This is a genomic window from Comamonas sp. Tr-654 (assembly GCF_011752915.1).
GTDB lineage: Bacteria > Pseudomonadota > Gammaproteobacteria > Burkholderiales > Burkholderiaceae_C > Comamonas.
Window position 1 is genome coordinate 346,001 of the sequence record NZ_VWWQ01000003.1, and the last position, 26,244, is coordinate 372,244.

A 26,244-nucleotide genomic window follows, 5' to 3' on the forward strand; every position below is an offset into this window, starting at 1 on the left:
CAGCTATCAATCAAGGAGTGCACAAGCTCAATACAGCTGCAGGCTGACCCAGTAGGCAATGGATGCCACAAAGGCGCTAGCAGGGATCGTCAGAATCCATGCCCAGACGATATTGCCTGCCACGCCCCAGCGCACGGCACTCGCGCGCTGCGTGGAACCCACGCCCACGATGGCACCGGTAATGGTGTGCGTGGTCGAGACGGGAACCCCCAGGAAAGTGGCAAAGAACAGTGTCAGTGCGCCACCGGATTCGGCGCAGAAGCCACCGACGGGCTTGAGCTTGGTGATCTTCTGACCCATGGTCTTGACGATGCGCCAGCCGCCAAACATGGTGCCCAGACCGATAGCCAGATAGCAGCTCACGATGGTCCACAAGGGAGGCTCGGCATCACCGGCATTGGCATAACCCGTGGCAATCAGCAGCAGCCAGATGATGCCGATGGTCTTTTGCGCATCGTTACCACCGTGACCCAGGCTGTAGGCACCGGCAGACACCAGTTGCAGACGGCGGAACCACTTGTCCACGCGATTCGGGCTGGCCCGGCGGAAAATCCATGCCACCAGCACCATCATCAGCGAACCCAGCAGAAAGCCCAGCACGGGAGAGACGAAGATGAAGGCCACGGTCTTCCAGATACCGCTGGCAATCAGCGCGCCCGCACCGGCCTTGGCAATCACAGCACCCACGATGCCGCCAATCAGGGCATGCGAGGAGCTGCTGGGAATGCCGTAGACCCAGGTGATGACGTTCCAGGTGATGGCACCCACCAGAGCACCGAACACGACATGCGTGTCAACAATGCCCGGCTGAACAATACCCTTGCCCACGGTTGCCGCCACACTGAGGTGGAAGACGAAAACCGCCACAACGTTGAAGAACGCGGCAAATGCCACGGCCTGAGTAGGCTTGAGAACCCCCGTGGAAACCACGGTGGCAATCGAATTGGCAGCGTCGTGAAAGCCGTTCATGAAATCGAACAGCAAGGCGAGCACCACCAGCAAAATCACAACCCAGAGGGCTGCCTGTACCGGCTCCATGATCGGGCTCCAGCGAGAATCAGGAATTCTCGAGGACGATGCCCTCGATCAGGTTCGCCACGTCTTCGCAGCGGTCCGTGATGGTTTCCAGCAGCTCATAGATCGCCTTGAGCTTGATCACCTCACGCACATCGGGCTCTTCACGGAACAGCTTGCTCATGGCCGCACGCATCACGCGGTCGGCATCGCCTTCCAAGCGGTCAATCTCGTCGCAGGTCTTGCTGGCGGCATCCACGATCGTGGGATCCGAGAGGCGGTCCAGCAGCTTGACGGCATCACGCACACGTTCGCAGCAGCGCACGCACAGATCGGTCAGACGTGTGATTTCGTCTGTCATGTGACGCACGTCATACAGGGCCATGGTCTCGGCCGAGTCCTGAATCAGGTCGGCAACGTCGTCCATGGTGTTGATCAGCGAGTGGATATGCTCGCGATCCAGGGGCGTGATGAAGGTCTTGTGCAGCAGCTTGGTGACGTCATGGGTCACACGGTCGGCTGCGCGCTCGGCGTTGTCCACATCGGCGTTGTATTTTTCGCGCAGATGGGGATCGTTGTAATTTGCAACGAGTTGCGAGAAAGCATGAGCTGCTTCAACGATGCGGTCCGCATGTTGATTGAACATCTCGAAAAAATTGCCTTCGCGCGGCAATAGCTTGCCAAACAGCATGAATGCTCCTTACCGGGGAAAAGAAACCAGGCGACTCACTGCAAAAAAAGTGCATGGTTCCCGGCTTAAACGGGGCGCAGTTTACTCTTGAGTCATTGCGCGTTTCAGCGCGTCTTCAAGACACCCCTTCAGGCACCACGAAAAATAAAATACAAGCTCTGCACCATGCTAGGAACAGTCACCAAGCCTGTGATTCCTCCAGACAGCAGCGGAGAGCAGGAATCTACCGTTCAATGCGCCGGCTGCTAGAGGAGGTCAACCTGCAACGCGAAAACGTTCTAAATACTTCTTTTCGTAATATACAAATTCTATTAAATGACAAAAAAGAATTAAAAGGAACTCAAAAGAAATGAACAAAACAATCAATGAGCCATGAGAATCGTCATTTTTTTGTCATTTTTTTGTCATTTTCATGAATCTCAGGGGAATTAGGGTTCACCCTTGGCTGCTGCAGCAGCATCAGGACTGGCTAGCGCACAGTGATCGAAAGCGCCAGCCTCCTTGTCGAGACTTACTCGCCCAGGTAGGCCGCTCGCACACGCGGATCGCTCAGCAAGGTCTGGCCCGGCCCCGTCATGGTGATGATGCCGGACTCCATGACATAGCCTCGATCGGCCAGCGCCAGCGCGCGACTGGCGTTCTGCTCCACCAGCACCATGGTCACCCCCAGCGCATAGACATCGCTGACCACCTCGAAGATCTTGTCCACCATGATGGGTGACAAGCCCATGGACGGCTCGTCCAGCAGCAGTACCTTGGGCTGGCTCATGAGCGCGCGAGCCATGGCCAGCATCTGCTGCTCGCCCCCGGACATGGTGCCCGCCAGTTGATCCTTGCGCTCCTTCAGCCGCGGAAAGATGCCGAACATGCGCTCGATATCCGCCTGTATGCCGGCCTTGTCCTTGCGCGTGTAGGCACCCATGAGCAGATTTTCGGTAATCGTCATGCGGGCAAACACGCCGCGCCCCTCGGGCACCATGACCAGTCCTTCAGCCACCAGATCCCAGGCACCCTTGCCCTTGATGCTTTGGCCCAGGTAGAGAATTTCCCCATCGGCAATCGGCAGCCCTCGTGTGACAGCCTTCATGGTCGTGGTTTTGCCCGCGCCGTTGGAACCGATCAGCGACACCAGCTCACCCTGATGCACCTGAAAGTCCACGCCCTTGACAGCCTGAATACCGCCATAGCCCACCTTCAGGCCCTTCACCTGCAGCAATACCGGGGCCGTGGATTTGGAGGCCTGCGCCTGTTCCAGCACTTGATCCTGCATCTTCAATGGCCTCCCGTGCCAAGATAGGCTTCAATCACTTTTTCATCCTTCTGCACTTCGGCAGGCGTGCCTTCGGCAATCGGCTTGCCATAGTCCAGCACCGTCACCCGGTCGCACAGGCCCATGACCAGCTTCACATCGTGCTCAATCAACAAGATGGTGCGGTGGTCGTTGCGAATCCGGTCGATCAGCTCACGCAGCTGCACCTTCTCGGTTGCGTTCATGCCGGCAGCCGGCTCATCCAGCGCGATCAGTTGCGGGTCTGTCGCTAGAGCACGGGCAATCTCCAGGCGACGCTGGTCTCCATAGGACAAGGTACGCGCCTTGAAGTCCGCATACTTGCCGATGCCGACATAGTCGAGCAGTTCACGCGAGCGGGCCCGAATTGCGGCTTCCTCGGCCTTGAAACCCTTGGTGCGGAACACCGCCCCGAGCAGACCCGAATGCGTGCGCACATGGCGCCCGACCATGACGTTTTCCAGCGCCGTCATCTCGGCGAACAGACGGATGTTCTGGAAGGTCCGGGCAATGCCGGCCCTGGCCACCTTGTGCACCGCCGTCGGCTCATAGGGCTTTCCGGCCAACTCGAACTTGCCGGTGTCGGGCGTATAGAGGCCGGTGATCACGTTGAAAAACGTGGTCTTGCCCGCGCCATTGGGGCCGATCAGGCCATAGACCTGGCCTCTCTCAATCTTCATGCTCACGCCGGACAGCGCCTGCAACCCGCCAAAGCGCTTGGAGATGTCCGAGACATGAAGGACTGCGGAAGTCGTGCTCTCTGCCATATCAGTTCACATTCCTTGTCTGTGCAGTCATCAGGACTGGCGGTCCAGGCTCTTGGCATGCTCGGGCGTGGGCCAGAGGCCTCGCGGGCGCATCAGCATGATGACGATCATGGCCAGGGCAATCAGCAACTGGCGCAGGATGGAAGCATCGAGACGTCCATCGGTCATCTGCTGCAGCGGCCCGGCCACATAGCGCAGCACCTCGGGCAGGGCCGAGAGCAGCACCGCCCCCAGAATCACGCCGGGAATATGGCCCAGACCGCCAAGCACGACCATGGCCACGATCATCACGGACTCCATGAGGCTGAAGGACTCGGGTGAGACAAAGCCCTGGAAGGCAGCAAACATCGAGCCGGCCACGCCGCCAAACGAAGCGCCCATGCCGAAGGCCAGCAGCTTCATATTGCGCACATTGATGCCCATGGCCTTGGCGGCGATTTCATCCTCCCTGATCGCCATCCAGGCACGGCCTATGCGCGAATCCTGCAAGCGGTAGCAGATCACGATGGCGGCCAGCACCAGCACCAGAAACAGGTAATAGTACAGCGTGACGGAGGAGATGTCGTAGCCGAAGATCTCATGTCGCTTGGCCAGGTCGAAGCCGAAGATCTTGACCGAATCGATCTGGCCAATGCCCTTGGGGCCGTTGGTGATGTTGACGGGCTGATCCAGGTTGTTCAGGAAGATGCGGATGATCTCGCCGAAGCCCAGTGTCACGATGGCCAGATAGTCCCCACGCAGCCGCAGCACCGGCAGTCCCAGCAACACCCCCGTACAGGCGGCCAGCAGCATACCCAGCGGAATCACCAGCCAGATCGAGGTATGCAGCCCGTTGGGAAACATGGCCACAAAACCTTCGAAGGTCTCGGCCAGATGCGGCGATGCCATGAGCGCAAACATATAGGCGCCCACAGCATAGAAAGCCACATAGCCCAGATCCAGCAGGCCGGCGTAACCGACCACGATGTTCAGGCCCAGCGCCAGCATCACGTAGAGCAGGGCCAGATCGGCGATACGCACCCAGGCATTGCCGAAATACTGCAGGATCAGCGGCAGCACCAGCAGGCCGATGCCGCCCAGGATCCAGTGGAGTGTCTTGTTGTTCTTCATGGGCGCTCCCTCAGGCACGGTCCGCCACACGCTCACCCAGCAGGCCCGAAGGGCGCAGCGTCAGGATGATGATGAGCACGATGAAGGCAAAGATGTCGGTGTACTGGCTGCCCAGCACACCGCCCGTCAGATCGCCGATATAGCCGGACCCGATGGACTCGATCAGCCCCAGCAGCAGGCCGCCCACCACGGCTCCGGCCAGATTGCCGATGCCGCCGAACACGGCTGCCGTAAAGGCCTTGAGACCCGGCAGGAAACCCATGGTGTGATGAGCCGTGCCGTAGTTGGAGGCATACATGATGCCGGCAATCGCGGCCAGCACGGCACCGATGATGAAGGTGGCAGAAATCACCATATCGGGCTTGACGCCCATCAGCGCCGCCACACGCGGGTTCTCGGCCGTGGCCCGCATGGCGCGCCCCAACTTGGTGTAGTTGACCAGGTACATCAGCGTGGCCAGTGCTATCGCCGTGACCGCCAGCACCAGAATTTGCGTGGGCGTGATCACCGCTGTGCCTATCTCATAAGGCGTGGACGACAGCAGCGTGGGATAAGCCTTGTAATTGGGCTTCCAGATGATCATGGCCAGGGTCTGCAGCAGGATCGAGACACCGATGGCCGTTATCAGCGGCGCCAGTCGCGGGCTGTTGCGCAGCGGCCGGTAGGCCACCTTCTCGATCACGAAGTTCAGCGATGCAGCCACCACGCAGGCGATGATGGCGGCGATCAAGAGCATGAGCCAGCCCGGCAGATAAGGCATGGCCTCCTGCATCAGGCCTATGCAGCTCCAGCTGGTCAAAGCCCCCACCATCAGCACCTCGCCATGCGCGAAGTTGATCAGCTGAATGATGCCGTACACCATGGTGTAGCCCAGGGCTATCAAGGCGTACATGCTGCCTAACACCAGACCATTGATGATCTGCTGCAGCAAGATATCCATAAGCGCGCTCCCCTTCCCTCGATCCAAGACGGAGACACTGCGAGCCTCTCATCCCGAACGACGGAGCAAGCGATGCCAAGGTTCCTCTTCTGCAGTCCGCCGCTTTGTGGGCTGCTTGCCGCAAAAGAGTGAATCGATTCTAGGGAGCTGTTTTCAGGACTCAGAACCGGGGTTTCCCGTGCGCAGGCCCAAAATGCTGCAACGCAATAATTTCATCGATAGCGCAAGCCCAATAAATACAGGCACTTAGTCACGACTTGCCACCCGAACTAGCGAAAAACCCTAGAAATGCCGCAAAAAATGCAGCATTCAACTAGTGCCAGTTGTGCAACACCTGGGCAACTCGCGCTTTACAAGTCCGCCTGCTCATCATCTACCGCACGAGCGGCGTCGTTGAGCGCCTTGAGCTCGGCCAGCTTCTGGCCGATCTTGATCTCCAGCCCCCGCGCCACGGGCTGGTAGAAGCCGGGGTCTTCCATGCCTTCAGGCAAATAGCGCTCGCCCGCCGCAAAGCCGCCCTCCTCGCTGTGGGCATAGCGGTAATCCCGGCCATAGTCCAGCTGCTTCATCAGCTTGGTGGGGGCATTGCGCAGATGCAGCGGCACAGGCCTTGTGGTGTCGCCCTTCACAAAGGCCTTGGCCTTGTTGTATGCCATATAGCCCGCATTGCTCTTGGGTGCCACGGCAAGGTAGATCACGGCCTGGGCCAGGGCCAGTTCACCCTCGGGACTGCCCAGGCGTTCATAGGTCGCAGCGGCATCGTTGCACATCTGCATGGCGCGCGGGTCGGCAAGTCCTATGTCTTCCCAGGCCATGCGCACGATGCGGCGCGCCAGATAGCGCGGATCGGCCCCGCCGTCCAGCATGCGGCAAAACCAGTACAGCGCAGCATCGGGGTCCGAGCCGCGCACGGATTTGTGCAGTGCGCTGATGGTGTCGTAGAACTGCTCGCCACCCTTGTCATAGCGGCGCATGCGCTCGCCCAGCACCTTGAGCAGCCATCCATCGGTAATGCTTTCCACCCCCGCCTGCTCGGCCGTGATGGACAAGGTCTCCAGCGTGTTCAGCAAGCGGCGTGCATCGCCGTCAGCGTAGGCAATCAAGCGATCCAGCGCTTCATCTTCGATAGTGGGAACCGCCTTGATGGCCTGTGCTTTGGCCACAATCTGCTTCAAATCGTCCGTCGTCAGACTTTGCAGCACATAGACAGCCGCCCGCGACAGCAGGGCCGAGTTGACCTCGAACGAAGGGTTCTCCGTGGTCGCGCCGATGAAGGTGAACAGTCCGCTTTCCACATGGGGCAGAAAAGCGTCCTGCTGGCTTTTGTTGAAGCGGTGCACCTCGTCCACGAACACAATGGTGCGCTGCTGCAGCAGGCCGCTTCGCGCGGCCTGCGCCTGCTCCACGGCCTCGCGGATGTCCTTGACGCCGCCCAGCACGGCGCTGATGGAGATGAACTGCGCATCAAAGGCATCGGCCATGAGCCGGGCAATCGTGGTCTTGCCCACGCCGGGCGGCCCCCAGAGTATGCAGCTGTGCGGGCGGCCCGACTCGAAGGCCAGGCGTAGCGGCATGCCCTCCCCCAGCACATGTTGCTGGCCAATGACTTCGGCCAGCGTGCGCGGCCGCAGGCGCTCGGCCAGGGGCTGATGAGGAATGGCTGAAGATGAGGGGTTGTTGTGCGTAACCATGGCCCCTCAAGTATCCAACGCTACGGCCGCCTGTGCAGCCAAATGGGTCGGGACTGCTTTACGCAGCGGATTGCAGCAGACGGCAAGCACGCTTAACCCCAGCACTACTATCAGAATTTTTCATAAGAGAAAATAGCGTTTTAACGGATTAAATCTCTCCATTAACGAGGCCACCCCTCGCCCCATGGAGGTACTGCCCCCATCCGGCCTGCCAAAAACCAGGCCAGCCAGGCCCGGCAGCACGCTTAGATTCATTGCTGGCCGCCTCATCTGCGCCGCGCAATGCCTGTGCCTGATAGGGCTACCGCCATCAGCCAGAAATCAATCGAAAGCATCCGCAACTTTCCTTGGTTCCACATTGCTCCGGGGCGTGCCAGCGCTGCACGCCTAAGCCTACGCGTATGAAAAAACTCAAGACCTGGGACATTTTTGCCCTCGGTTTCATGACCTTTGCCCTGTTCCTCGGGGCAGGCAACATCATCTTCCCGCCCATGGTGGGCCTGGCCGCCGGTGAAAACCTGTTCGGAGCCTCGATCGGCTTTCTGCTGACCGGCGTCGGTCTGCCCCTGCTCGGAGTGATCGCCCTGGCCCGTGTGGGCGGCGGTCTGGACACCCTGACCAGCCCCATAGGCCGCATTGCCGGCCTGGTACTGGCCGTGGCCATCTATCTGACCATAGGCCCTCTGTTTGCGACGCCACGCACGGCCACCGTGTCCTTCGAGATGGGCCTGGCCCCCTTTGTCGGAAACACGCCTGCCATGCTGCTGGCCTTCACCATCGCCTATTTCGTGGCCGTGGCGCTGCTGTCGCTGTTTCCCGGCAAGCTCATGGACAACGTGGGCAAGATCATCACACCCGTGCTGATCCTGGCGCTGGCCGTGCTCGGCGGCTCTGCCGTGCTGGCTCCCGTGGATGGCTACAGCGTCAGCACCGAGGCCTATGCCACTCAGGCAGCAGCCTTCTCCGAAGGCTTTCTGCAGGGCTATCAGACCATGGACGCGCTGGCCTCGCTGATCTTCGGCATCGTCATCGTCAACGCGATCAAGGCCGCCGGCGTGAGCGACAGCAGACTTCATACGCGCTACTGCATCTATGCCGGCATCATTGCCGCGACCTGCCTGGGTCTGGTCTATGTCTCGCTGATGTATCTGGGCGCCACCAACAGCCAGCTGGCCGCCAACGCCTCCACCGGCGTGCAGATCCTCACGGCCTTTGTGCAGCAGACCTTCGGCCCCGCAGGTCTGTGGCTGCTGGCCACCGTCATCATGCTGGCCTGCCTGACCACCGGCGTGGGCCTGATTACGGCCTGCAGCAGCTTCTTCAGCGAGCTGACCGGCATCTCCTATCGCACCATGGTCATCGGCCTGTCGATCTTCAGCACTGCCGTGGCCAACCAGGGCCTGGCCCAACTGATTGCCGTGGCCGTACCTGTGCTCGTGGGCCTGTATCCCGTGGCCATCGCCCTGATCGCCCTAAGCCTGCTGCACCGCTGGAGCCAGCCGGCGCGCGTCTACATCCCCGTGATGGGCACCTCCCTGATATTTGGCCTGTTTGATGCTGCCAAGGCAGCCAAGCTCGACTTCCTGGTGCCCGCCTGGCTGGACATGCTGCCCGGCTCCGCCCTGGGCATGGGCTGGGTCACCCCGGTGGTCTGCGTGCTGGTGCTGGCAGGCCTGCTGGATTTCGCCCTCGGCAACAAGCGGGCTGCCGCAAATGCCACGCGCGCCTGATTTCAAGCTGGCAGATAGCTTCCAAAAAACATAGCTATCTGCGCTTTACCTACAAGGGATTGACCCTTATTTCACATAAAAAAGGCCTGCGGACACAATCCGCAGGCCTTTTTACTGATACGTGCCGCGCTTTCACTGCTTGAGCACATCGGCCCCCTTGGGCACCGTGAAGTGGAAGGTCGATGCCGGCAGCGAAGCCTGGGTCTGCAAGCCCTTGAACTGCATCAGCGAACGCTGGCCAAAGCTATCCTCGATATCCAGCGCTGCCAGCTTGCCTTCGGGTGTGAAGCCTATGCGCACGCTCTTGAGCTGACCGCCTTTCTGCCTGGGATTGGCCAGCACCCATTCCAGACCATCGGCATCAGGCTGGTTGCCCAGCTCGAAATCGGCCTTCAAGGCCTTGAGGTCGGTGGCCGATGTCAGGATGGCCGCCGGTGTGCTGCCCAGCACCTGAGCCTGAGCGCGCTCCGTCACCTGGTTCAGGTCGGCGTCGTACAGCCAAAGCGTCTTGCCGTCGGCCACGATGAGCTGCTCGAAAGGCTTGGTGTAGTTGAAGCGGAACTTGCCGGGCCGCTGGAATTCGAAGCTGCCGCTGGAGACCTTGGTACGCGCTTCCTGCCCGGACTTGGGCGGCGAGGTCACGGACTGGGTGAAGTCGGCCTTGCCAGCCTGGGCGTTCTTCATGAAGGACTCAAGGCTTTTCAGGCCATCAGCCATTGCAGCACTTGCGCTGCCCGCTATCAAAATTGCAGTCAAAAGACGTTTCATGACTCTCCTTCTTGTGCGCGGCTCACTCGCTGCGAGCCGGAACTAGAACATCGCGCTGCCCACTGGATGTGAGCGAGCTGACCAGGCCGGCCTTTTCCATCTGCTCGAGCAGATTGGCCGAGCGGTTGTAGCCGATGCGCAGCTTGCGCTGGACATAGGAAATGCTGGCCTTGCGATCCTTCAGCACGATTTCGACGGCCTGATCGTACAGCTCGTCCTTTTCGCCACCGCCCTCGCCATCGTCATCACCGCCCTCCCCATCGACAGAGCCGCCCTCCAGGATGCCTTCGATGTAGTCGGGATCGCCCTGTTCCTTGAGATAGCTGACCACACGGTGCACCTCGTCGTCGGAGACAAAAGCGCCATGCACGCGAATCGGCAGACCGGTGCCGCTGGCCATGTACAGCATGTCGCCCATGCCCAGCAGGGTTTCGGCGCCCATCTGGTCCAGCACGGTGCGGCTGTCGATCTTGCTGGAGACCTGGAAGGCAATACGCGTAGGAATATTGGCCTTGATCAGGCCGGTGATCACGTCCACGCTGGGGCGCTGGGTCGCAAGAATCAGATGAATGCCGGCCGCACGCGCCTTTTGCGCAAGGCGGGCGATGAGCTCTTCGATCTTCTTGCCCACCACCATCATCAGATCGGCCAGCTCGTCGATCACGATGACGATGTGCGGCAGGCGCTGCAGCGGCTCGGGCTCCTCGGGCGTCAGGCTGAAGGGGTTGGGAATCGACTCCTCGCGCGCCTTGGCCTCGTCGATCTTGCTGTTGTAGCCGGCCAGATTGCGCACACCGAGCTTGCTCATGAGCTTGTAGCGGCGCTCCATCTCAGCCACGCACCAGTTCAGGCCGTTGGCCGCCTGCTTCATGTCGGTGACCACGGGACACAGCAGATGGGGAATGCCTTCATAGACTGACATTTCCAGCATCTTGGGGTCGATCATGAGCAGACGCACATCGCGCGCCTCTGCCTTGTAGAGCAGAGACAGAATCATGGCGTTGATACCCACGGACTTGCCCGAGCCGGTCGTGCCGGCGACCAGCACGTGGGGCATCTTGGCCAAATCGGCGACCACGGGGTTGCCCACGATATCCTTGCCCAGTCCCATGGTCAGCAGGCTCTTGGCGTCATGATAGACCTGCGAGCCCAGCACCTCGGACAAACGGATCGACTGGCGCTTGGCATTGGGCAGCTCCAGCGCCATATAGTTCTTGCCGGGAATGGTCTCGATCACGCGGATCGACACCAGGGACAGCGAACGCGCCAGATCCTTGGCCAGATTGACGATCTGCGAGCCCTTGACGCCCGTGGCGGGTTCGATCTCGTAGCGCGTGATCACAGGGCCGGGCATGGCCGCAACCACACGCACTTCCACGCCAAAGTCCTTGAGGCGCTTTTCAATCAGCCGGCTGGTCATCTCGAGCGTCTCGGCAGACACCAGCTCCTGGCGCTGCTGGGCCTGGTCCAGCAGATCCACCTGAGGCAGCTTGCTGTCGGGATGATCGGTGAACAACGGCTTCTGGCGCTCCTTGACCACCCGGGCGCTGGGCTGGCTGGCCTCCTGCAGCACGGGCTCGATGATCTGCACCGGCTGATGCACCGGTGCCGTGATCGCGCCCTCGGTTCGGTCAAACACCACTTCCTCGCGCTCGCGAGCGGCTTTCTTGCCCGCCGAGACATCCTTGGCAATTTCGCGGCGCTCACGCCCGAACTGCACCATGCCGTCCAGGCGCGCGCCCAGGCCCTCGGCCAGCTTGCCCCAGGAGAAGCCGAACACCATGGCGGCGCCCAGCACGAACAGGCAGATGCCGATCAGGCCCGAGCCGGCAAAGCCCAGCCACTTGAGGGCGTTGAAGCCCATCATGTAACCAAACACGCCGCCAGCGGGGCCGGGCAGCAGATTCTCGAAACGGTACAGGCGCGTCCATTCCAGCGCGCAGCTGGCAATCATCAAAATGGCCAGACCGCCCCAGAACAGAAAGCGGCGACGCCATAGCGGCATCAGCGCCAGAGGACTGCCATCCTTGTTCACCCCGCCACGCATCCAGCGCACCAGCGATGTCACCCAGGTCTGCACGGCGGCCAGCACCAGCCACCAGATGGACATGCCGAAGCCGAAGTAGCAGGCATCGGCCAGCCAGGCGCCCACACGGCCCATCCAGTTATGCACAAACGGCCTCTGCCCGGCGCCCGAAGTGGACCAGGCTGCGTCTTGCGGCGAGTAGGTGAACATGGCCATGAGCCAGAACACCAGTGCCAGCAGGCCGATCAACAGCAAAACCTCCTGGCTGAAGCGAATCACTCCATAGCGCGGAGCGGCAGCGCGGGATTTTGATTTGCTGGAAGAAGACGCGTTCGAAGCGTTCAATGTATATGTCATACGCAGGCGCAAGCTTACCTTAGGCCCTTATCCAAGCGGTACATTCGGCCAAGACGATCGCTCAGCGTAATGCAAGCACATGCAACAAAACAGCCATACGGCAGCCCGATTCGCTTCATCACTATCATTTTTAACAATTCCGGTGATTAAAAACCGCTGCACGCGCAGACCTTGATCCGGAGCGATACTCCCACATCTTTCCAATGTTTTCATGACCGCGCGCCGGTTGTCGGCCTGCTTTTTCCAGAGTTCCGCTCCATGTCCTCTACCAAACACGCACAAGTTCTCATCCTGGGCTCCGGCCCTGCCGGCTACACCGCCGCCGTCTACGCCGCCCGTGCCAATCTCAAGCCTCTGCTGATCACCGGCATGGCACAGGGCGGCCAGCTGATGACCACCACCGAAGTGGACAACTGGCCTGCCGACGTCATGGGCGTGCAAGGCCCCGAACTGATGCAGCGGTTTCAGGAACATGCCGAGCGCTTCAAGACCGAAATCGTTTTCGACCACATCAACCAGGTCGACTTCTCCAAGCGTCCCTTCACCCTGACCGGCGACAGCGGCGTCTACACCTGCGACTCGCTGATCATTGCCACCGGCGCCTCGGCCAAGTACCTGGGCCTGCCTTCCGAGGAAGCTTTCATGGGCCGCGGCGTCTCCGCCTGCGCCACCTGCGACGGCTTCTTCTATCGCGAGCAGCCTGTCTGCGTGATCGGCGGCGGCAACACGGCCGTGGAAGAGGCCCTGTATCTGTCCAACATCGCCAGCAAGGTCACCCTGGTGCACCGCCGCGACAAGTTCAAGGCCGAGCCCATCCTCGTGGACAAGCTGATGGACAAAGTCAAGGAAGGCAAGATCGAGCTCAAGACCTACTTCACCCTGGATGAAGTGCTGGGCGACCAGAGCGGCGTGACCGGCATCCGTATCAAGAGCACGCAGGACGGCCACACGGAAGAGGTCAAGCTTCAAGGCGCCTTCATCGCCATCGGCCACCACCCCAACACCGACATCTTCCAGGGTCAGCTGGAGCTGGAAAACGGCTACATCGTCACTCAGGGCGGCCTCAAGGGCTTTGCCACGCAGACCAGCGTGCCCGGCGTATTCGCCGCCGGCGACTGCCAGGACCATGTCTACCGCCAGGCCATCACCAGCGCCGGCACCGGCTGCATGGCAGCCCTGGACGCCCAGCGCTTCCTGGAACAGGAATCCTGATAGCGCCAGGACGCCTCGGCGTCTGAGCGGCTGTTAGCGCATGTTCGGCGCAAAAGCCCTTGGGTTTGGCCAGTTTTGGCCGGCACCAGGGGCTTTTTTGCGAGAACGCTATAATCGCAGACTTTGCTGAATTCCAGGTTCGCGCTTTACCGTGCTTCGGGACTTCCGCAATCGGGCTACCGCCACCCATTACAAACTGGCGAGGTGAGGTTGTCGGCACCTCCTGCTCCTGCAGGATTCCAGAGCCGGCGGCCGATTCAACTATCGGAGTGTCCCAATGGCACGCGTATGTGAAGTTACGGGCAAGAAGCCCATGGTGGGCAACAATGTTTCCCACGCCAACAACAAGACCAAGCGTCGTTTCCTCCCCAACCTGCAATACCGCCGCTTCTGGGTGGAGAGCGAAAACCGTTGGGTGCGCCTGCGCGTTTCCAGCGCTGCTCTGCGCCTGATCGACAAGAACGGTATCGACTCCGTGCTCGCAGACATGCGCGCTCGTGGCCAAGCTTAATTTCCTGAAGGAGAAACACCATGGCTGCTAAAGGCGGACGCGAAAAGATCAAGCTGGCTTCCACTGCTGGTACCGGTCACTTCTACACAACGACCAAGAACAAGAAGACGATGCCTGAAAAGATGTCGATCATCAAGTTCGACCCCAAGGCTCGCAAGCACGTCGAGTACAAGGAAACCAAGCTGAAGTAATTCAGCCTGCTTCTTGAAAAACCGCCTCACGCAAGTGCAGGCGGTTTTTTTACGCCTTCGCCATGCCTGTCCCAGTGCGAGGACCAGCGCCGCGAGCATCCCTATACTGGGCACTTTGCAACGAGCAGGGATGGATCACATGAATCACAGGACGCTGAGCACATTGCTTTTTTCGCTTGCCGTGTCGCCAGCCGTCTTCGGCCAGACATTCATCTGCCCCACGGGACCCGGCCCCGGCCAGCGCCAGGTCGGCATGACCGGCGGCTCTCCGGGTCTGGCCTCCGTGCCCGTCTGCGAACAATTCAGCAGCTCCGCGCCTTCCGCCCCCCAGCGCGCCGAGCCTTCCCCTGCCGATGCCCTGGGCGGCCTGGCACGCGGCCAGCTGGAGCTGCTGCGCGAAGGTCAGGAACTGATCAAGGAAGGACAGAGAATTGCACAAGACCCGCAGTACCAGAAGCTGCGCAAGGGCTACTGGATGTTCTCGCATGACGAGAAGAACCCGCGCTCGGGTCTTGGATGTGCGGCGATTTTTGGCAGCATGTCCGGCGCCGTTCAGCTTTCCGGCCCCACAGCCAAGCACAATGGTGCCCTGCTGACCTTTCTTGGCATGGACATTCCACAGCCCGCCAGCCCGCGCAAGATCCAAACCACGCTGACCCAGAACCAGGACCGCCCCCAGCAGGTCGGTGCCATCAACTACACCATGTCCGGTGGCAAATGGGGAGCCATCGTCTACGCACTGGGCGGACCCGAGGCGCTGGTCAAGGAACTGGGCGAGGAGGAGGAATCCCGCTTCAAGGTCTCCGTGGAAGGCAAGGAGGTCATCAGCACCTTCTACAAGGAGGGCAGCAAGGCCCGAGACTTCCTGAGCAAGTGCATGGCCGGTCAGCCGACGAAATAAAGGACCTTGCCCAGCGCTAGCAGCGCGGATTCTGTCCCAGCTGCCGGCACGCCATCGCGCCCAGATCCTGCATCGCCCTCTCCATGAGTTCGTCGACCGGATGGGTGCAGGCCAGACGCATGCAGTGCTCATACCGGCCGGAATTGGAGAACATGCTGCCCGGTGCAATGCGTATGCCGCGCGCCAATGCGACTGTGAACAAGTCCGAGGTGGACATCTGCGCGGGAAACTCCAGCCACAGGCACAGGCCGCCGCCTGGCAGGCTCATGCGCGTGCCCAGCGGGAAATGGCGTATCACCAATCTGGCCATGGCCTCGCGCTGGCGCTTGAGTTGCTGCCTGAGCTTTTCCAGACTGCGCTGATGGGTGGGTGAGCCCAGCACCTCGGCCACGACCAGCTGCCCCAACGTCTGAGTATTGCGGCTTTGCGCAAATTTCAGCATCTGGATACGGCCATGCCATTGGCCGCCATTCATCCAACCCTGACGCAGGCCCGGCGCCAGGCTTTTGTTGAAGGCCTGGCAATAGATCACATGCCCGGAGACGCTGTCCCAGGCCTTGAGCGGCTTCACCGGCAGCCCTTCGACAAACAGACCGTAGGAGTCGTCCTCGATCAGCGCCGCTCCATGGGCTGCACACAGGGCCACGAGTCTGGCCTTGTTCTCGTCCGGCATGCGTGCACCCAGGGGCATCTGCAGATCCGGCACCACCACCACGGCCTTCAGGCGCGGCTGGGTCTGAAAGGCCAGCTCCAGCGCCTCGATGGACATGCCGGTGCGTGGGCTGCAAGGAATCTCCAGCGTTTTCAGCTGCAGGGATTCCACCACCTGCAGCAGGCCGTAATAGGTCGGCGATTCGACAGCCACCATATCGCCGGGCGACGCCACGGCAGCCAGCGCCAGGCTCACCGCTTCGGAATTGCCGGTGGTTGCCAGCACATCGGCAGGCGCCACACGGATACCGGAGGCCAGCGCCCGTCTGGCCATGGCCTGCTGAAACAGCGGGTGGTTGCCCTGATTGGCCAGCAGAGAGCGCCCCTGCGAGAGCAGGGTCGGATGCTCGCGCAGCAGCCGGGTGACGGTCTTGTTCAGATAGTGATGATCGAACAAAGAGGCAGGCGGCGTGCAGCCACCGATATCCATATAGACCTCGGCCTGACGGCCGCGCTCGAGCAACAGCGAAATATGCTCGTTAATGCCCACAAAATGCGCGTGTGCGCCGGGAGCCAGTGGCTGGCTCAGGTCCGGCTCGCTGGTCAGAGGGATATCACCCGCCCTCATCGCGCACACGAAGTAGCCCACGCGGGGCCGGGCCTCCAGGCAGCCCTGCGCTTCCAGAAAGCGCAGCACCTGCAAGGCCGTCGAGAGGCTGATGTCATGCCGCGCCATCAGCTCGCGCACCGACGGCATGCGCTCCCCGGGCTTCAGGCTCCCCAGCTCTATGGCTGCGCTGTAGTGCGCGGCCAGCCGTTGATACAGCGGCAGCAGCGCATCGCTTGCCGCCTCATCGACAGGCTGTGATTCGGAGATGGTGGAAGTCAGCATGATGACAAAAACGCAGGGCCGGGCAGGCATCATGCCAGCAAGACCTGTTCTGCAACAGATACAGATTGTCAGCAAACAGGGTAGAACAGATACACCAGAATCCGCGCTGCTACGCCTGCACAAAACGCTTGCTGTGCCTGTTCTGCCAAGCCTCGCTTCCCTACGCTTGAGGGCCTGAATCACAGACCTCTAGCCACCATGTCACAGCCGGATCTCACCCCGAAAGCACATAGTCTCAACAGCGGACAAGCTGCATCGCTGCTGTTTGAACCAGGCAGCGAACTGTTCTGCCAGCAAGGGCCGCTGCGTCTGGCCATAGGGCCGCTGAGCTTTACCGACAATCACTTCGGCCAGCTCATGGTGCTGCAGACCGGGCAAAGCTGGCGTTGCCCCAGCCGCACCTGGGTGCAGCTGAGCACGCCGGCGGGCGCGGCCTGGATTCAGTATCCAGCGGCCCGGATACAGCAAAGCCGCCCCCACCCGAACAGGGCAGCCAGGCGGCTTGAAGAGGGAAAAGGCCTGAGCTTCACGCTTGCCAGAATCTGGCAGCAGCTAGGCAGGCTCGGCCTCAGACGTGGGCAGCGCGCAGCTTGACGGAGAAATCCTTGAGTGCCGCAATGCCGCTGGCTTCGGCGCGCTGGCACCAGGCCTGCAGCTGGCCGGTCAGTTGCTCGCGGCTCAGGCTGGTGTTGAGCCATAGCTGACGCAGCTCTTCACGCATGACCAGCATCTGGTCAATCACCGGGTGCGCAGCGCGCGCCTGCGCCAGCTGGCCCTGGGCACGCTCGGGCACCTTGTCGGCATCGCGGTGCAGCCAGCGTTGCACGCCCTTGAGCAGGGAAACATCCGACTTCTGTGCCTGCTTCTGCTTGAGCAGATCCAGCTCGTGCTGAACCGCCGTGCGCACGCCGCGCGCATAACGGGCCATGACCTCGTAGCGATTGGCAATGATGGCTTCCAGCGTCAGCTCGTCTGCCACGGGCTTGACGGCGCCCATGCGCAGGCGCGGCGGGGTCTTCTTGACCTTGGCCCAGCCCAGCTTCTGCATGAGGCTGATATAGGCCCAGCCGATGTCGAACTCGTAGGGCTTGACGGAGAACTTGGCCGAAGTGGGGAAGGTATGGTGGTTGTTGTGCAGTTCTTCGCCGCCGATGATGAGTCCCCAGGGCACCAGATTGGTGGAGGCATCCGTCGCCTCATAGTTGCGATAGCCCCAGAAATGCCCCACGCCGTTGACCACGCCCGCAGCCCAGAATGGAATCCAGACCATCTGTACGGCCCAGATCGACAGGCCGATCGCGCCGAACAGCGCCACATTGAGGATGAGCATCAGCGAAGGGCCCATCACCGAATGGCGATAGATATTGCGCTCCATCCAGTCGTCGGGCGTGCCGTGACCGTATTTCTTGAGCGTTTCCTCGTTCTTGGCCTCGGCGCGGTAGAGCTCGGCTCCTTCGCGCATCACCTTGGCCAGACCGCGCGTCTGCGGGCTGTGCGGGTCATCCGCGGTCTCGCACTTAGCGTGGTGCTTGCGGTGGATGGCCACCCACTCCTTGGTCACCATGCCCGTGCCCAGCCAGAGCCAGAACCGGAAGAAATGCGAGGGAATAGGCCCCAGGTCCAGCGCCCGATGAGCCTGGCTGCGGTGCAGAAAGATCGTGACACCCGCAATCGTGAAATGGGTGGTGATCAGCGTATAGAGCAGCAGCTGCCACCACGACAGATCCCACAGGCCATTGGCCATCCAATCCACGGCGGCATTCCAGATCGAGGCTATATCCAGCGACATAAATAACAAAGCCTTTGGCAAAAAACCGCGCTCACCCGATAAGCACGGTCGTGCCATTTTAGGCGAGACGCCGGCCGATCTGCTGCCGATTTCCCGGCAGCAGATACCGGATTTGCACCGAAGTTACGCCTTTTTCACCCAAACAGCGGCGAAAAACCCGTCAGTCTCGTGCTGGTGCGGCCACAGGCGCAGATAGCGCCTGCCTTCGTCACCGCCGCTGCAGAGCTTGTCGCCGTCGGCAATCTTGAGCTGCTCCAGCACCTCGCCCGCGTCCAGCGGCACGAACTCGGGGTGAGCGGCGCTGAAGGCTTCGGCAATGGCTTCGTTTTCCTGCGGCAGGATGGAGCAGGTGGCATAAATCAGACGGCCGCCGGCCTTGACCAGACGGGCGCTGCTTTCCAGGATGGCTGCCTGTTTCTGCGTCAGCTCCTGCACGGCCTTGACGCTCTGGCGCCACTTGAGGTCGGGGTTGCGGCGCAACGTACCCAGGCCCGAGCAGGGAGCGTCGACCAGCACGCGGTCGATCTTGCCGGCCAGGCGCTTGACGCGCTCGTCGCGCTCGTGGGCAATCGCGGCAGGGTGCACATTGGACAGACCCGAGCGCGCCAGACGCGGCTTGAGCGCATCGAGGCGATGACCCGAAACGTCGAAGGCATACAGACGACCGGTATTGCGCATGGACGCGCCAATCGCCAGGGTCTTGCCGCCGGCACCGGCGCAAAAGTCCACCACCATTTCGCCGCGCTTGGCGTCCAGCATCAGGGCCAGCAGCTGCGAGCCTTCGTCCTGCACCTCGATGGCACCGCGGTTGAAGGCATCGAGCTTGGCCAGCGCGGGCTTGCCGTCCACACGCAGACCTATGGGCGAGAACGGTGTGGGCTCGGCCTTGATGCCGGCTTTTTCCAGTTCCTTGCGCAGATCGGAGCGCTTGTCGTTGAGCGTGTTGACGCGCAGATCCAGCGGAGCGGCCTGCTCCATGCTGGCAGCCAGTGTCCAGAACTCGTCGCCCAGCTGGGCCTTGAGCGGCTCGACCAGCCATTCGGGCAGATTGTGGCGGTGTGCCTCCATCAGCTCCTCGGGCTTGACGCCGTCGCAGGCAGCCAGCCACTTGAGTTCCTGGGGCGTCAGCGCGGCTTTGATAAAGGTCTCGCTGTCCTGGCCGTCCTTGTTCTTGACCTTGCCTTCCTTCTTGGCCTGCTCGCGCAGCACGGCAGCAAAGCCCAGAATGGCCAGCCGGCGCTCGCGTGCGCCGCTGCCCGAATGCGCGAGCGCTTCGAACAGCAGCTTCTTGCGCAGCACGGTGTAAGTGGTTTCGGCCAGGGTGGCGCGTTCGCGCGGGCCCAGATAGCGGTTTTCGCGGAAAAAGCGGGACACCACGGCATCGGCCGGGTGTTCAAATGTCAGGGCGCGCTTGACGAGTTCAGAGCAAGCGTCGAGAAGGGCTTTGGGATGCATGGGCGCAATTGTCCCACTCTCGCCCTGGCCCTGGCTGGCACCAGAAATCTATGACGCTGGGCCAATCAAAGCGATTCATAGTAAAAACGGGCTCCAGCCCTTTTCCTTCAAGCGCTGACAGCTCATCTTTTTAAAGCATCATGTCCGTCCACGATCTGCCTGCACTCATCACCACCGAACCCGGTCTCTACGAACACTACAAAGGCATGCGCTATGAAGTCATAGCCACCGTGCGCCACAGCGAAACGCTGGAGCCCATGACGCTTTACCGCGCGCTCTATGGCGAGCATGGCCTGTGGGTGCGCCCCGCGGCGATGTTCAACGAGACGGTGGTGATCGATGGCGTGGAGCAGCCACGCTTTCGCCGCCTGCCTGTCGAGCCGCAAAAATCAAGCTGAAATCAGGCTCAATCGCTTACCTGAAAAGCGATAGCAGCTATCAAATCTGAATCATCCTTTGATCAGATTGAGCACGGCCTGGGGATAGATGATGTGCTCCTGCTCCAGCACGCGCGCGGCCAGTAACTCGGCCGTATCCCCCTGCAACACGGGCACCACGGCCTGCTCCAGGATGGGGCCCACGTCGAGTTCGGCCGTCACGCGATGCACGGTGCAGCCCGCAAACTTGCAGCCCGCATCAATCGCACGCTGATGGGTGTGCAAACCGGTGAAGGCAGGCAGCAGCGAGGGATGGATATTGATCAGCCGGCCTTCGTAGCGGGACACAAAACCCGGCGTGAGAATGCGCATGAAACCGGCCAGCACCACCAGATCGGGCGCATGGCGATCGATGACCTGTGCCAGCTCGGCATCAAAGGCCTCGCGGCTGTCGAACTGCTTGTGATCCAGAACCTCGGTGGCGATGCCATTGTCCCGCGCGAACACCAGGCCTTGAGCCTCGGCCTTGTTGCTCACCACGGCGCTCACACGGGCGTTGTACTGCTTTGCCCAGTTCTGCTGCTGGGATGCACGCACAATGGCAGCCATGTTCGAGCCGCCGCCCGAGATGAGGATCACGATGTTTTTCATGGGCGGCGATTGTCGCATTGACGGACAAACCCTATCGGGTTTGCACCAGTTCCTGTGCGCTGCCCTAAGACTTTCGAGGAGATCCCATGCCGTTTGACCCACGCAACACCCCTTTGAGCGCCATCGAAGCCCGCGTTCTGGCCACGCTGATGGAAAAGGCCCGCACCGTACCCGATAGCTATCCGCTTACGCTCAACAGCCTGGTCACGGGCTGCAACCAGAAATCCAGCCGCGACCCGGTGATGGAGGTCAGCGAGGGTGAAGCCCAGGAGGCACTGGACAGCCTGCGACTCAAGACCCTTTCGGTGCAAATCAGCAGCGTGCGCTCCACGCGCTGGGAGCACAACTTCCCGCGCGGCATTGGCGTGCCCGACCAGTCCGCCGTGCTGCTGGCCCTGCTGATGCTGCGCGGCCCCCAGACCGCTGGCGAGCTGCGCATCAACTCCGAGCGCTGGCACCGCTTTGCCGACATTTCCTCGGTCGAAGCCTTTCTTGACGAACTGCGTGAGCGCAGCGAGGAAAAAGGCGGTCCGCTGGTCGTGCAGCTGCCGCGCGGCCCCGGTGCCCGTGAACAGCGCTGGGCCCACCTGCTTTGCGGCCCGGTGGATGTCAACGCTCTGGCAAGCACCGGCAGCGCCAGCACAGGCGGCAATGCATCGGCCCTGCAGCAGCGTGTGGATGCGCTCGAAACCGAAGTTGCCCAGCTGCGCGCCACCGTGCAGATGCTGTGCGAATCGCTAGGTGTGAAACCGCCTGCTGCCCCGGCTGAATAAATCCAGACAGAAACTGATAGCTGCCAGCGTTTATCCAATAAGCGCTGGCAGCCTGTTTCATGACAAACGAACCGCCAGTGCCAAAAACTGGCGCACGCCAAGCAAGGGAAAGCAGGCAGGCGCAGCCTGCTCAGGGGATGCTTATCCCTGGGGTTTCCCACCATTTGTCGCAACCCGGACAGCCAGAAAAAGAACGTGCGTGCTACAAATCTCCAGCATTTGCAGGAGACAACGCATGGACTTGGCATTCACCCCTGAAGAACAGGCTTTTCGCGAAGAGATCCGCAGCTGGGTGCGGGCAAATCTGCCCGAGGACATTGCGCACAAGGTGCGCAACGATCTGCACCTGACGCGTGACGACATGCAGCGCTGGGCCAAGATTCTGGGCAAAAAAGGCTGGCTCGGCTACGGCTGGCCCAAGGAATTTGGCGGCCCCGGCTGGAGCGCCGTACAAAAGCACCTGTTCGAGGAAGAATGCGCACTCGCCGGCACGCCGCGCATCGTGCCCTTCGGCCCCGTGATGGTGGCGCCCGTGATCATGGCCTATGGCACGCCGGAGCAGCATCGGCGCTTTCTGCCAGGCATCGCCAGTGGCGAAGTCTGGTGGAGCCAGGGCTATTCCGAACCGGGCTCGGGCTCGGACCTCGCCAGCGTCAAGACCCGAGCCGAACGCGTGGGCGACAAATACATCGTCAACGGCCAGAAGACCTGGACCACGCTGGGCCAGTACGGCGAGTGGATCTTCTGCCTGGTGCGCACCAGCAACGAGGGCAAGCCCCAAACCGGCATCAGCTTCCTGCTGGTCGACATGAAGTCGCCCGGTGTGACCGTGCGCCCCATCAAGCTGCTGGACGGCTCGCACGAGGTCAACGAGGTCTTTTTCGACAATGTGGAAGTGCCTGCTGACCAGCTGATCGGCGAGGAAAACAAGGGCTGGACCTATGCCAAGCACCTGCTCAGCCACGAGCGCACGAATATCGCCGATGTGAACCGTGCCAAGCGCGAGCTGGAGCGCCTCAAGCGCATCGCCAAGACCGAAAGCGTCTGGGAAGACCAGCGCTTCCGTGACCAGATCGCCTTGCTGGAGATCGATGTGATCGCGCTGGAAATGCTGGTGCTGCGCGTGCTGTCGGCCATGAAATCGGGCAAGAACCCGCTGGACATCGCCGGCCTGCTCAAGATCAAGGGCAGCGAGATTCAGCAGCGCTACTCCGAGCTGATGATGCTCGCCGCCGGCCCTTATGCCCTGCCCTATATCCAGGAAGCCATGGAAGCCGGCTACCAGGGCGAGTTTCCTGGCGACGTTCTGGGCAATGCGCCGTTGGCCGCAACCTACTTCAATATGCGCAAGACCACCATCTATGGCGGCTCCAACGAGGTGCAGCGAAACATCGTTGCTCAGACGGTTCTTGGCTAGCCAAGAACCGGCTTCGCTTTGCGAAACAGGACTACTCCCCCGTGCCCCCTCCGGGAGGGGGTTCTAGATTGAGCTTCGCTGGGCTGGTTTGGCGCTTCGCGCCAATTGCGGCCTGGTGGCAGGAGACAAATATGGATTTCGATTTTTCCGACGACCAGCAGCAATTGCGCGATGCCGTGGCCCGCTGGGTGGACAAGGGCTATACCTTCGAGCGACGCCAGAGCATTGCCAAGCAGGGCGGCTTCTCGCGCGAGGTCTGGAACGAGCTGGCCGAGCTGGGCCTGACGGCCCTCACAGTGCCCGAGCAATATGGCGGCCTGGGCCAAGGCGCGGTCGATGTAATGGTGGTCATGGAGGAGCTGGGCCGCGGTCTGGTGATGGAGCCGCTGACCCAGGCTTTCGTGGCCTCTGCCCTGCTCGGCCAGTTTGGTGACGAGGCCGTCAAGCAAGCCTGGCTGCCCCGTATCGCCAGCGGTGAAAAACTGGTGGTGCTCGCATCGCAGGAGCGCAAGGCGCGCTACCAGATTGATGTTTGCGCTGCAAAAGCCTCCAAATCCGCCGATGGCTATACGGTAGATGCTACGAAAAACATTGTTCCTGCAGGCGACCAGGCCGACGCCTTCATCGTGCCGGCACAGCTCGACGGCAAGATTGCGCTCTTCCTCGTCGAGAACGGCCGCGAGGGCGTGAGCAGCAAACCCTATGCCACCCAGGACGAAGGGCGCGCGGCCGACCTGGTCTGCCATGCCGCATCGGCCACCCTGATCACCACCAACGGCGTGGCCGCACTCACCCTGGCGCAGGATGTGGCCAATGCTGCGCTTTGCGCCGAAGGTGTGGGCGTGATGGAGCAGACGCTCAAGCTCACCACCGAGTACATGAACCAGCGCAAGCAGTTCGGCGTGGTGATCTCCAGCTTCCAGGCCCTGCGCCACCGCGTGGCCGACATGAAGATGCAGCTGGAGCTGGCACGCTCCATGAGCTACTACGGCACGCTCAAGCTGGTAGCGCCAGCCGAGGAGCGCCATGTCGCCATCGCCCGCGCCAAGGTGCAGCTGGGTCAGTCCATGCGCTATGTGGGCCAGCAGGCCGTGCAGCTGCATGGCGGCATCGGTGTGACAGACGAGTATGTGGGCAGCCACTACTTCAAACGCCTGACCCAGATGGAGATGACGGGTGGCGACACCTTGCACCACCTGGGCACGGTATCGGCCCATATGCAGGACAGCGCCGGCGTCTTTGCCTGAAAGCCTGCATCAACACTCATCAAAATTACGGCAACTGCATTCAACCTAAAACTAAAAGTCAACAGCACGCTTCGGCGTGCTGTTTTGCTTCCTGCATGCGCTATGGACCCTGCCGCTCTTCCTATGATTCTTGCGCCATTCACAAGAGTCAAAGGAGACATGCATGAGCAAGCAAGACAGCGAAAAGTATCTGCTGGAGTCCATCCGCCTGGCCATGGGCAATGTCAAGGGCCGCGAATCCGCGACCTGGCCCTTCGGTGCCGTGCTGGTGCGTGACGGCAAGATCCTGGCGCGCGCCGTCAACCAGGTTGATGATCTGTGCGATCCCACGGCCCACGCCGAGATGCAGGCCCTGCGCATTGCCGCCAAGGCCCTGGGCAGCACGGATCTGTCCGGCGCTGTCATGTATGCCAGCGGCTACCCCTGCGCCATGTGCCACACCGCCATGCTGCTGGCCGGCGTGAAGCAGGTGTATTTCGCCTACTCCAACGAAGACGGCGAGCCCTACGACCTGTCGGCTGCGCGCGGCTATGAGGAGCTGGCCCGCCCCGAAGGCAGGCGCGAACTGCTCGTCATCGGCCACCGCGTGCGCGATGCCGGCGAAGACCTCTACGAGGCCTGGCAAAAGGCCGTGGACGAGGATCGCGCCACGGTCTAGGCGGCATTGGCGCCAGGCGCTATCAGAAACAAAGCCCTGAGTGATGAGTTCAGGGCTTTTGCATTGTGGAGAGCCTCAGGTCAGCAGATAGTCCACCGGCTTGAGCGGTGCCGGAACCTGGGGATCGCCCAGAGACTGGCTGAGGCTGATCTCTATGCTGCGGCAGATGCTGTCCAGCGCCAGATCGTTGCTTTCCATGCCGAACGGCTCCTCCAGCTCGTCGCCCAGAACATCGAGACCGTAGAAGGTATAGGCCACGATGGCCACGACAAATGGCGTCATGAAGCCCGTGATGTCCACCAGGCCGAACGGCAGCAAAAAGCAGTACAGATGGGCCGTACGGTGCAGCAGCAAGGTGTAGGAAAACGGAATCGGCGTGTTGCGGATGCGCTCGCAGGAGGCTGCAGCCGTCGTGAAGCCATTGAGGGTGCGGTCCAGCTCCACGGCCAGGCAGGGGTCTATGCGCCTGTCGCGCACGCACTGCCCCAGATCCTGACCCATGGCCAGCATCAGCGCATCGGTGCGCTGATTCAATGGCAGCAGTTGCAGGCGCTGCCACTCGGCATGGGTCAGCCACTGCTGGGCAGCCACATCGTCCTTGAGGCAGCGCAGCTGCGCCCGCAGCACATGAGAAAAAGCCACGGCCCGGTGCACCATGCGCACCCGTACATCGTTGGCCCGCTGGCGCGGGTCTACGGGGTGGTCGAGTTCAATCAGGCTCAGGCACTGGCGCGCCAGCGTGCGTGCATAGATCACGATCTCGCCCCAGAGCTTGCGGCCCTCCCAGTAGCGCGCATACGCGGTGTTGTTGCGAAAGCCCAGAAAAATCGCCAGCGGCAGACCGATCAGGGTGAATGGAATCGGCGTGATGGGGATCTTGGTGTGAAACAGCGTGCCATGCGCCACGGTGACGATGATGGCCAGCACGATATTGACGGCGAGCACGCCTTTGATGCGTTGCAGCACCGAGCCCCGGACAATCCACAGCAGCTTGAAGCCCGACGGGCGATCTCTGACGATCATGAAAACGAGAAATGAGGTCTAAACCCGAATTCAATCACAAGCATGCGGGGATTTCAGCCAGCGCAGAGAACTCCCACTGCGGCAGTAGGCAGCCCGCCCCGTGCCAGCGCAATC

General features: G+C 61.4%; 25 protein-coding genes. 11 read left to right on the forward strand and 14 right to left on the reverse strand.

All coding sequences use genetic code 11. The annotated features are described in order from the left end of the window. Positions 1-27: 27 nt before the first annotated feature. From F3J24_RS11220 to F3J24_RS11250, 7 genes are all read right to left on the reverse strand, one after another. Positions 28-1,038: an inorganic phosphate transporter gene (locus F3J24_RS11220; protein ID WP_087084894.1), complete on the reverse strand. Its 1,011-nt coding sequence runs from the start codon at positions 1,036-1,038 to the stop codon at positions 28-30. 19 nt (positions 1,039-1,057) lie between these two features. Beyond that, positions 1,058-1,705 carry a DUF47 domain-containing protein gene (locus tag F3J24_RS11225; RefSeq protein ID WP_003058214.1) on the reverse strand — a complete coding sequence of 216 codons (648 nt, stop codon included), beginning with the start codon at positions 1,703-1,705 and terminating at the stop codon, positions 1,058-1,060. A 511-nt stretch (positions 1,706-2,216) separates the two neighbouring features. Then, a complete protein-coding gene (locus F3J24_RS11230) occupies positions 2,217-2,975 on the reverse strand; it encodes an ABC transporter ATP-binding protein (protein WP_034362735.1) in 759 nt (252 codons plus the stop codon). Positions 2,976-2,977: 2 nt separating this feature from the next. After that, positions 2,978-3,760: an ABC transporter ATP-binding protein gene (locus tag F3J24_RS11235; RefSeq protein WP_167005962.1), complete on the reverse strand. Its 783-nt coding sequence runs from the start codon at positions 3,758-3,760 to the stop codon at positions 2,978-2,980. 30 nt (positions 3,761-3,790) lie between these two features. Beyond that, positions 3,791-4,870, reverse strand: coding sequence for an ABC transporter ATP-binding protein (locus F3J24_RS11240; protein WP_167005965.1), 1,080 nt, complete (start codon positions 4,868-4,870; stop codon positions 3,791-3,793). Positions 4,871-4,880: 10 nt separating this feature from the next. After that, positions 4,881-5,810 (reverse strand): branched-chain amino acid ABC transporter permease, encoded by a 930-nt coding sequence (locus F3J24_RS11245; RefSeq protein WP_043003398.1) that lies wholly within the window; start codon positions 5,808-5,810, stop codon positions 4,881-4,883. 350 nt (positions 5,811-6,160) lie between these two features. Further along, positions 6,161-7,501: a replication-associated recombination protein A gene (locus tag F3J24_RS11250; protein ID WP_167005968.1), complete on the reverse strand. Its 1,341-nt coding sequence runs from the start codon at positions 7,499-7,501 to the stop codon at positions 6,161-6,163. Between the two features lie 401 nt (positions 7,502-7,902). On the opposite strand from F3J24_RS11250, the gene brnQ reads away from it, so the two are divergent. Further along, positions 7,903-9,231 carry a branched-chain amino acid transport system II carrier protein gene (brnQ, locus tag F3J24_RS11255; protein WP_167005971.1) on the forward strand — a complete coding sequence of 443 codons (1,329 nt, stop codon included), beginning with the start codon at positions 7,903-7,905 and terminating at the stop codon, positions 9,229-9,231. 132 nt (positions 9,232-9,363) lie between these two features. On the opposite strand, the gene lolA is transcribed toward brnQ, so the two are convergent. Both lolA and F3J24_RS11265 read right to left on the reverse strand, forming a co-directional pair. Then, complete coding sequence (gene lolA / locus F3J24_RS11260; protein WP_167005975.1) at positions 9,364-9,999, reverse strand: outer membrane lipoprotein chaperone LolA; 636 nt, start codon at positions 9,997-9,999, stop codon at positions 9,364-9,366. Between the two features lie 22 nt (positions 10,000-10,021). Then, the gene (locus F3J24_RS11265; RefSeq protein ID WP_167005978.1) at positions 10,022-12,382 is read right to left on the reverse strand and encodes a DNA translocase FtsK; all 2,361 of its coding nucleotides are present in this window, start codon (positions 12,380-12,382) and stop codon (positions 10,022-10,024) included. A 258-nt stretch (positions 12,383-12,640) separates the two neighbouring features. Here F3J24_RS11265 and trxB point away from each other — a divergent pair, with 258 nt between their 5' ends. The 4 genes from trxB (at position 12,641) to F3J24_RS11285 (ending at position 15,197) form a co-directional block, all read left to right on the forward strand. After that, the gene (gene trxB, locus F3J24_RS11270; protein WP_167005981.1) at positions 12,641-13,594 is read left to right on the forward strand and encodes a thioredoxin-disulfide reductase; all 954 of its coding nucleotides are present in this window, start codon (positions 12,641-12,643) and stop codon (positions 13,592-13,594) included. A gap of 277 nt (positions 13,595-13,871) precedes the next feature. Continuing rightward, on the forward strand, positions 13,872-14,105 hold the full coding sequence (gene rpmB, locus F3J24_RS11275; RefSeq protein WP_003058229.1) for a 50S ribosomal protein L28: 234 nt from the start codon (positions 13,872-13,874) through the stop codon (positions 14,103-14,105). Between the two features lie 20 nt (positions 14,106-14,125). Beyond that, positions 14,126-14,296, forward strand: a complete 171-nt coding sequence (gene rpmG / locus F3J24_RS11280) for a 50S ribosomal protein L33 (RefSeq protein WP_003058233.1) — start codon at positions 14,126-14,128, stop codon at positions 14,294-14,296. 139 nt (positions 14,297-14,435) lie between these two features. Further along, positions 14,436-15,197: a hypothetical protein gene (locus tag F3J24_RS11285; RefSeq protein ID WP_167005984.1), complete on the forward strand. Its 762-nt coding sequence runs from the start codon at positions 14,436-14,438 to the stop codon at positions 15,195-15,197. Positions 15,198-15,213: 16 nt separating this feature from the next. Here F3J24_RS11285 and F3J24_RS11290 read toward each other — a convergent pair whose 3' ends face one another. Then, the gene (locus F3J24_RS11290; protein ID WP_240154314.1) at positions 15,214-16,740 is read right to left on the reverse strand and encodes a PLP-dependent aminotransferase family protein; all 1,527 of its coding nucleotides are present in this window, start codon (positions 16,738-16,740) and stop codon (positions 15,214-15,216) included. A 198-nt stretch (positions 16,741-16,938) separates the two neighbouring features. On the opposite strand from F3J24_RS11290, the gene F3J24_RS11295 reads away from it, so the two are divergent. Further along, entirely contained in the window at positions 16,939-17,334 is a 396-nt protein-coding gene (locus F3J24_RS11295; RefSeq protein ID WP_167005987.1) for a hypothetical protein, read from the forward strand. Here F3J24_RS11295 and F3J24_RS11300 read toward each other — a convergent pair. Continuing rightward, positions 17,309-18,529 (reverse strand): fatty acid desaturase, encoded by a 1,221-nt coding sequence (locus F3J24_RS11300; protein ID WP_167005990.1) that lies wholly within the window; start codon positions 18,527-18,529, stop codon positions 17,309-17,311. The genes F3J24_RS11295 and F3J24_RS11300 overlap by 26 nt on opposite strands. Before the next feature lie 123 nt (positions 18,530-18,652). Next, on the reverse strand, positions 18,653-19,984 hold the full coding sequence (locus F3J24_RS11305) for an RsmB/NOP family class I SAM-dependent RNA methyltransferase (protein ID WP_167005992.1): 1,332 nt from the start codon (positions 19,982-19,984) through the stop codon (positions 18,653-18,655). Between the two features lie 140 nt (positions 19,985-20,124). Here F3J24_RS11305 and F3J24_RS11310 point away from each other — a divergent pair, with 140 nt between their 5' ends. Then, the gene (locus F3J24_RS11310) at positions 20,125-20,382 is read left to right on the forward strand and encodes a DUF1653 domain-containing protein (protein ID WP_167005996.1); all 258 of its coding nucleotides are present in this window, start codon (positions 20,125-20,127) and stop codon (positions 20,380-20,382) included. A 51-nt stretch (positions 20,383-20,433) separates the two neighbouring features. Here F3J24_RS11310 and purN read toward each other — a convergent pair whose 3' ends face one another. Further along, entirely contained in the window at positions 20,434-21,012 is a 579-nt protein-coding gene (purN, locus tag F3J24_RS11315; RefSeq protein ID WP_167005999.1) for a phosphoribosylglycinamide formyltransferase, read from the reverse strand. Between the two features lie 86 nt (positions 21,013-21,098). Between purN and F3J24_RS11320 the strand changes: the two genes are divergently transcribed. From F3J24_RS11320 to F3J24_RS11335, 4 genes are all read left to right on the forward strand, one after another. After that, on the forward strand, positions 21,099-21,785 hold the full coding sequence (locus F3J24_RS11320; RefSeq protein WP_167006001.1) for a YceH family protein: 687 nt from the start codon (positions 21,099-21,101) through the stop codon (positions 21,783-21,785). A gap of 235 nt (positions 21,786-22,020) precedes the next feature. Then, the gene (locus F3J24_RS11325; RefSeq protein WP_167006004.1) at positions 22,021-23,202 is read left to right on the forward strand and encodes an acyl-CoA dehydrogenase family protein; all 1,182 of its coding nucleotides are present in this window, start codon (positions 22,021-22,023) and stop codon (positions 23,200-23,202) included. Between the two features lie 131 nt (positions 23,203-23,333). After that, entirely contained in the window at positions 23,334-24,449 is a 1,116-nt protein-coding gene (locus F3J24_RS11330) for an acyl-CoA dehydrogenase family protein (protein ID WP_167006008.1), read from the forward strand. Positions 24,450-24,612: 163 nt separating this feature from the next. Further along, positions 24,613-25,107, forward strand: coding sequence for a nucleoside deaminase (locus F3J24_RS11335; RefSeq protein ID WP_167006013.1), 495 nt, complete (start codon positions 24,613-24,615; stop codon positions 25,105-25,107). A gap of 75 nt (positions 25,108-25,182) precedes the next feature. Here the strand turns inward: F3J24_RS11335 and F3J24_RS11340 are convergent, their stop codons facing one another. Beyond that, entirely contained in the window at positions 25,183-26,130 is a 948-nt protein-coding gene (locus F3J24_RS11340; protein ID WP_167006016.1) for a bestrophin family protein, read from the reverse strand. Positions 26,131-26,244: the final 114 nt, after the last annotated feature.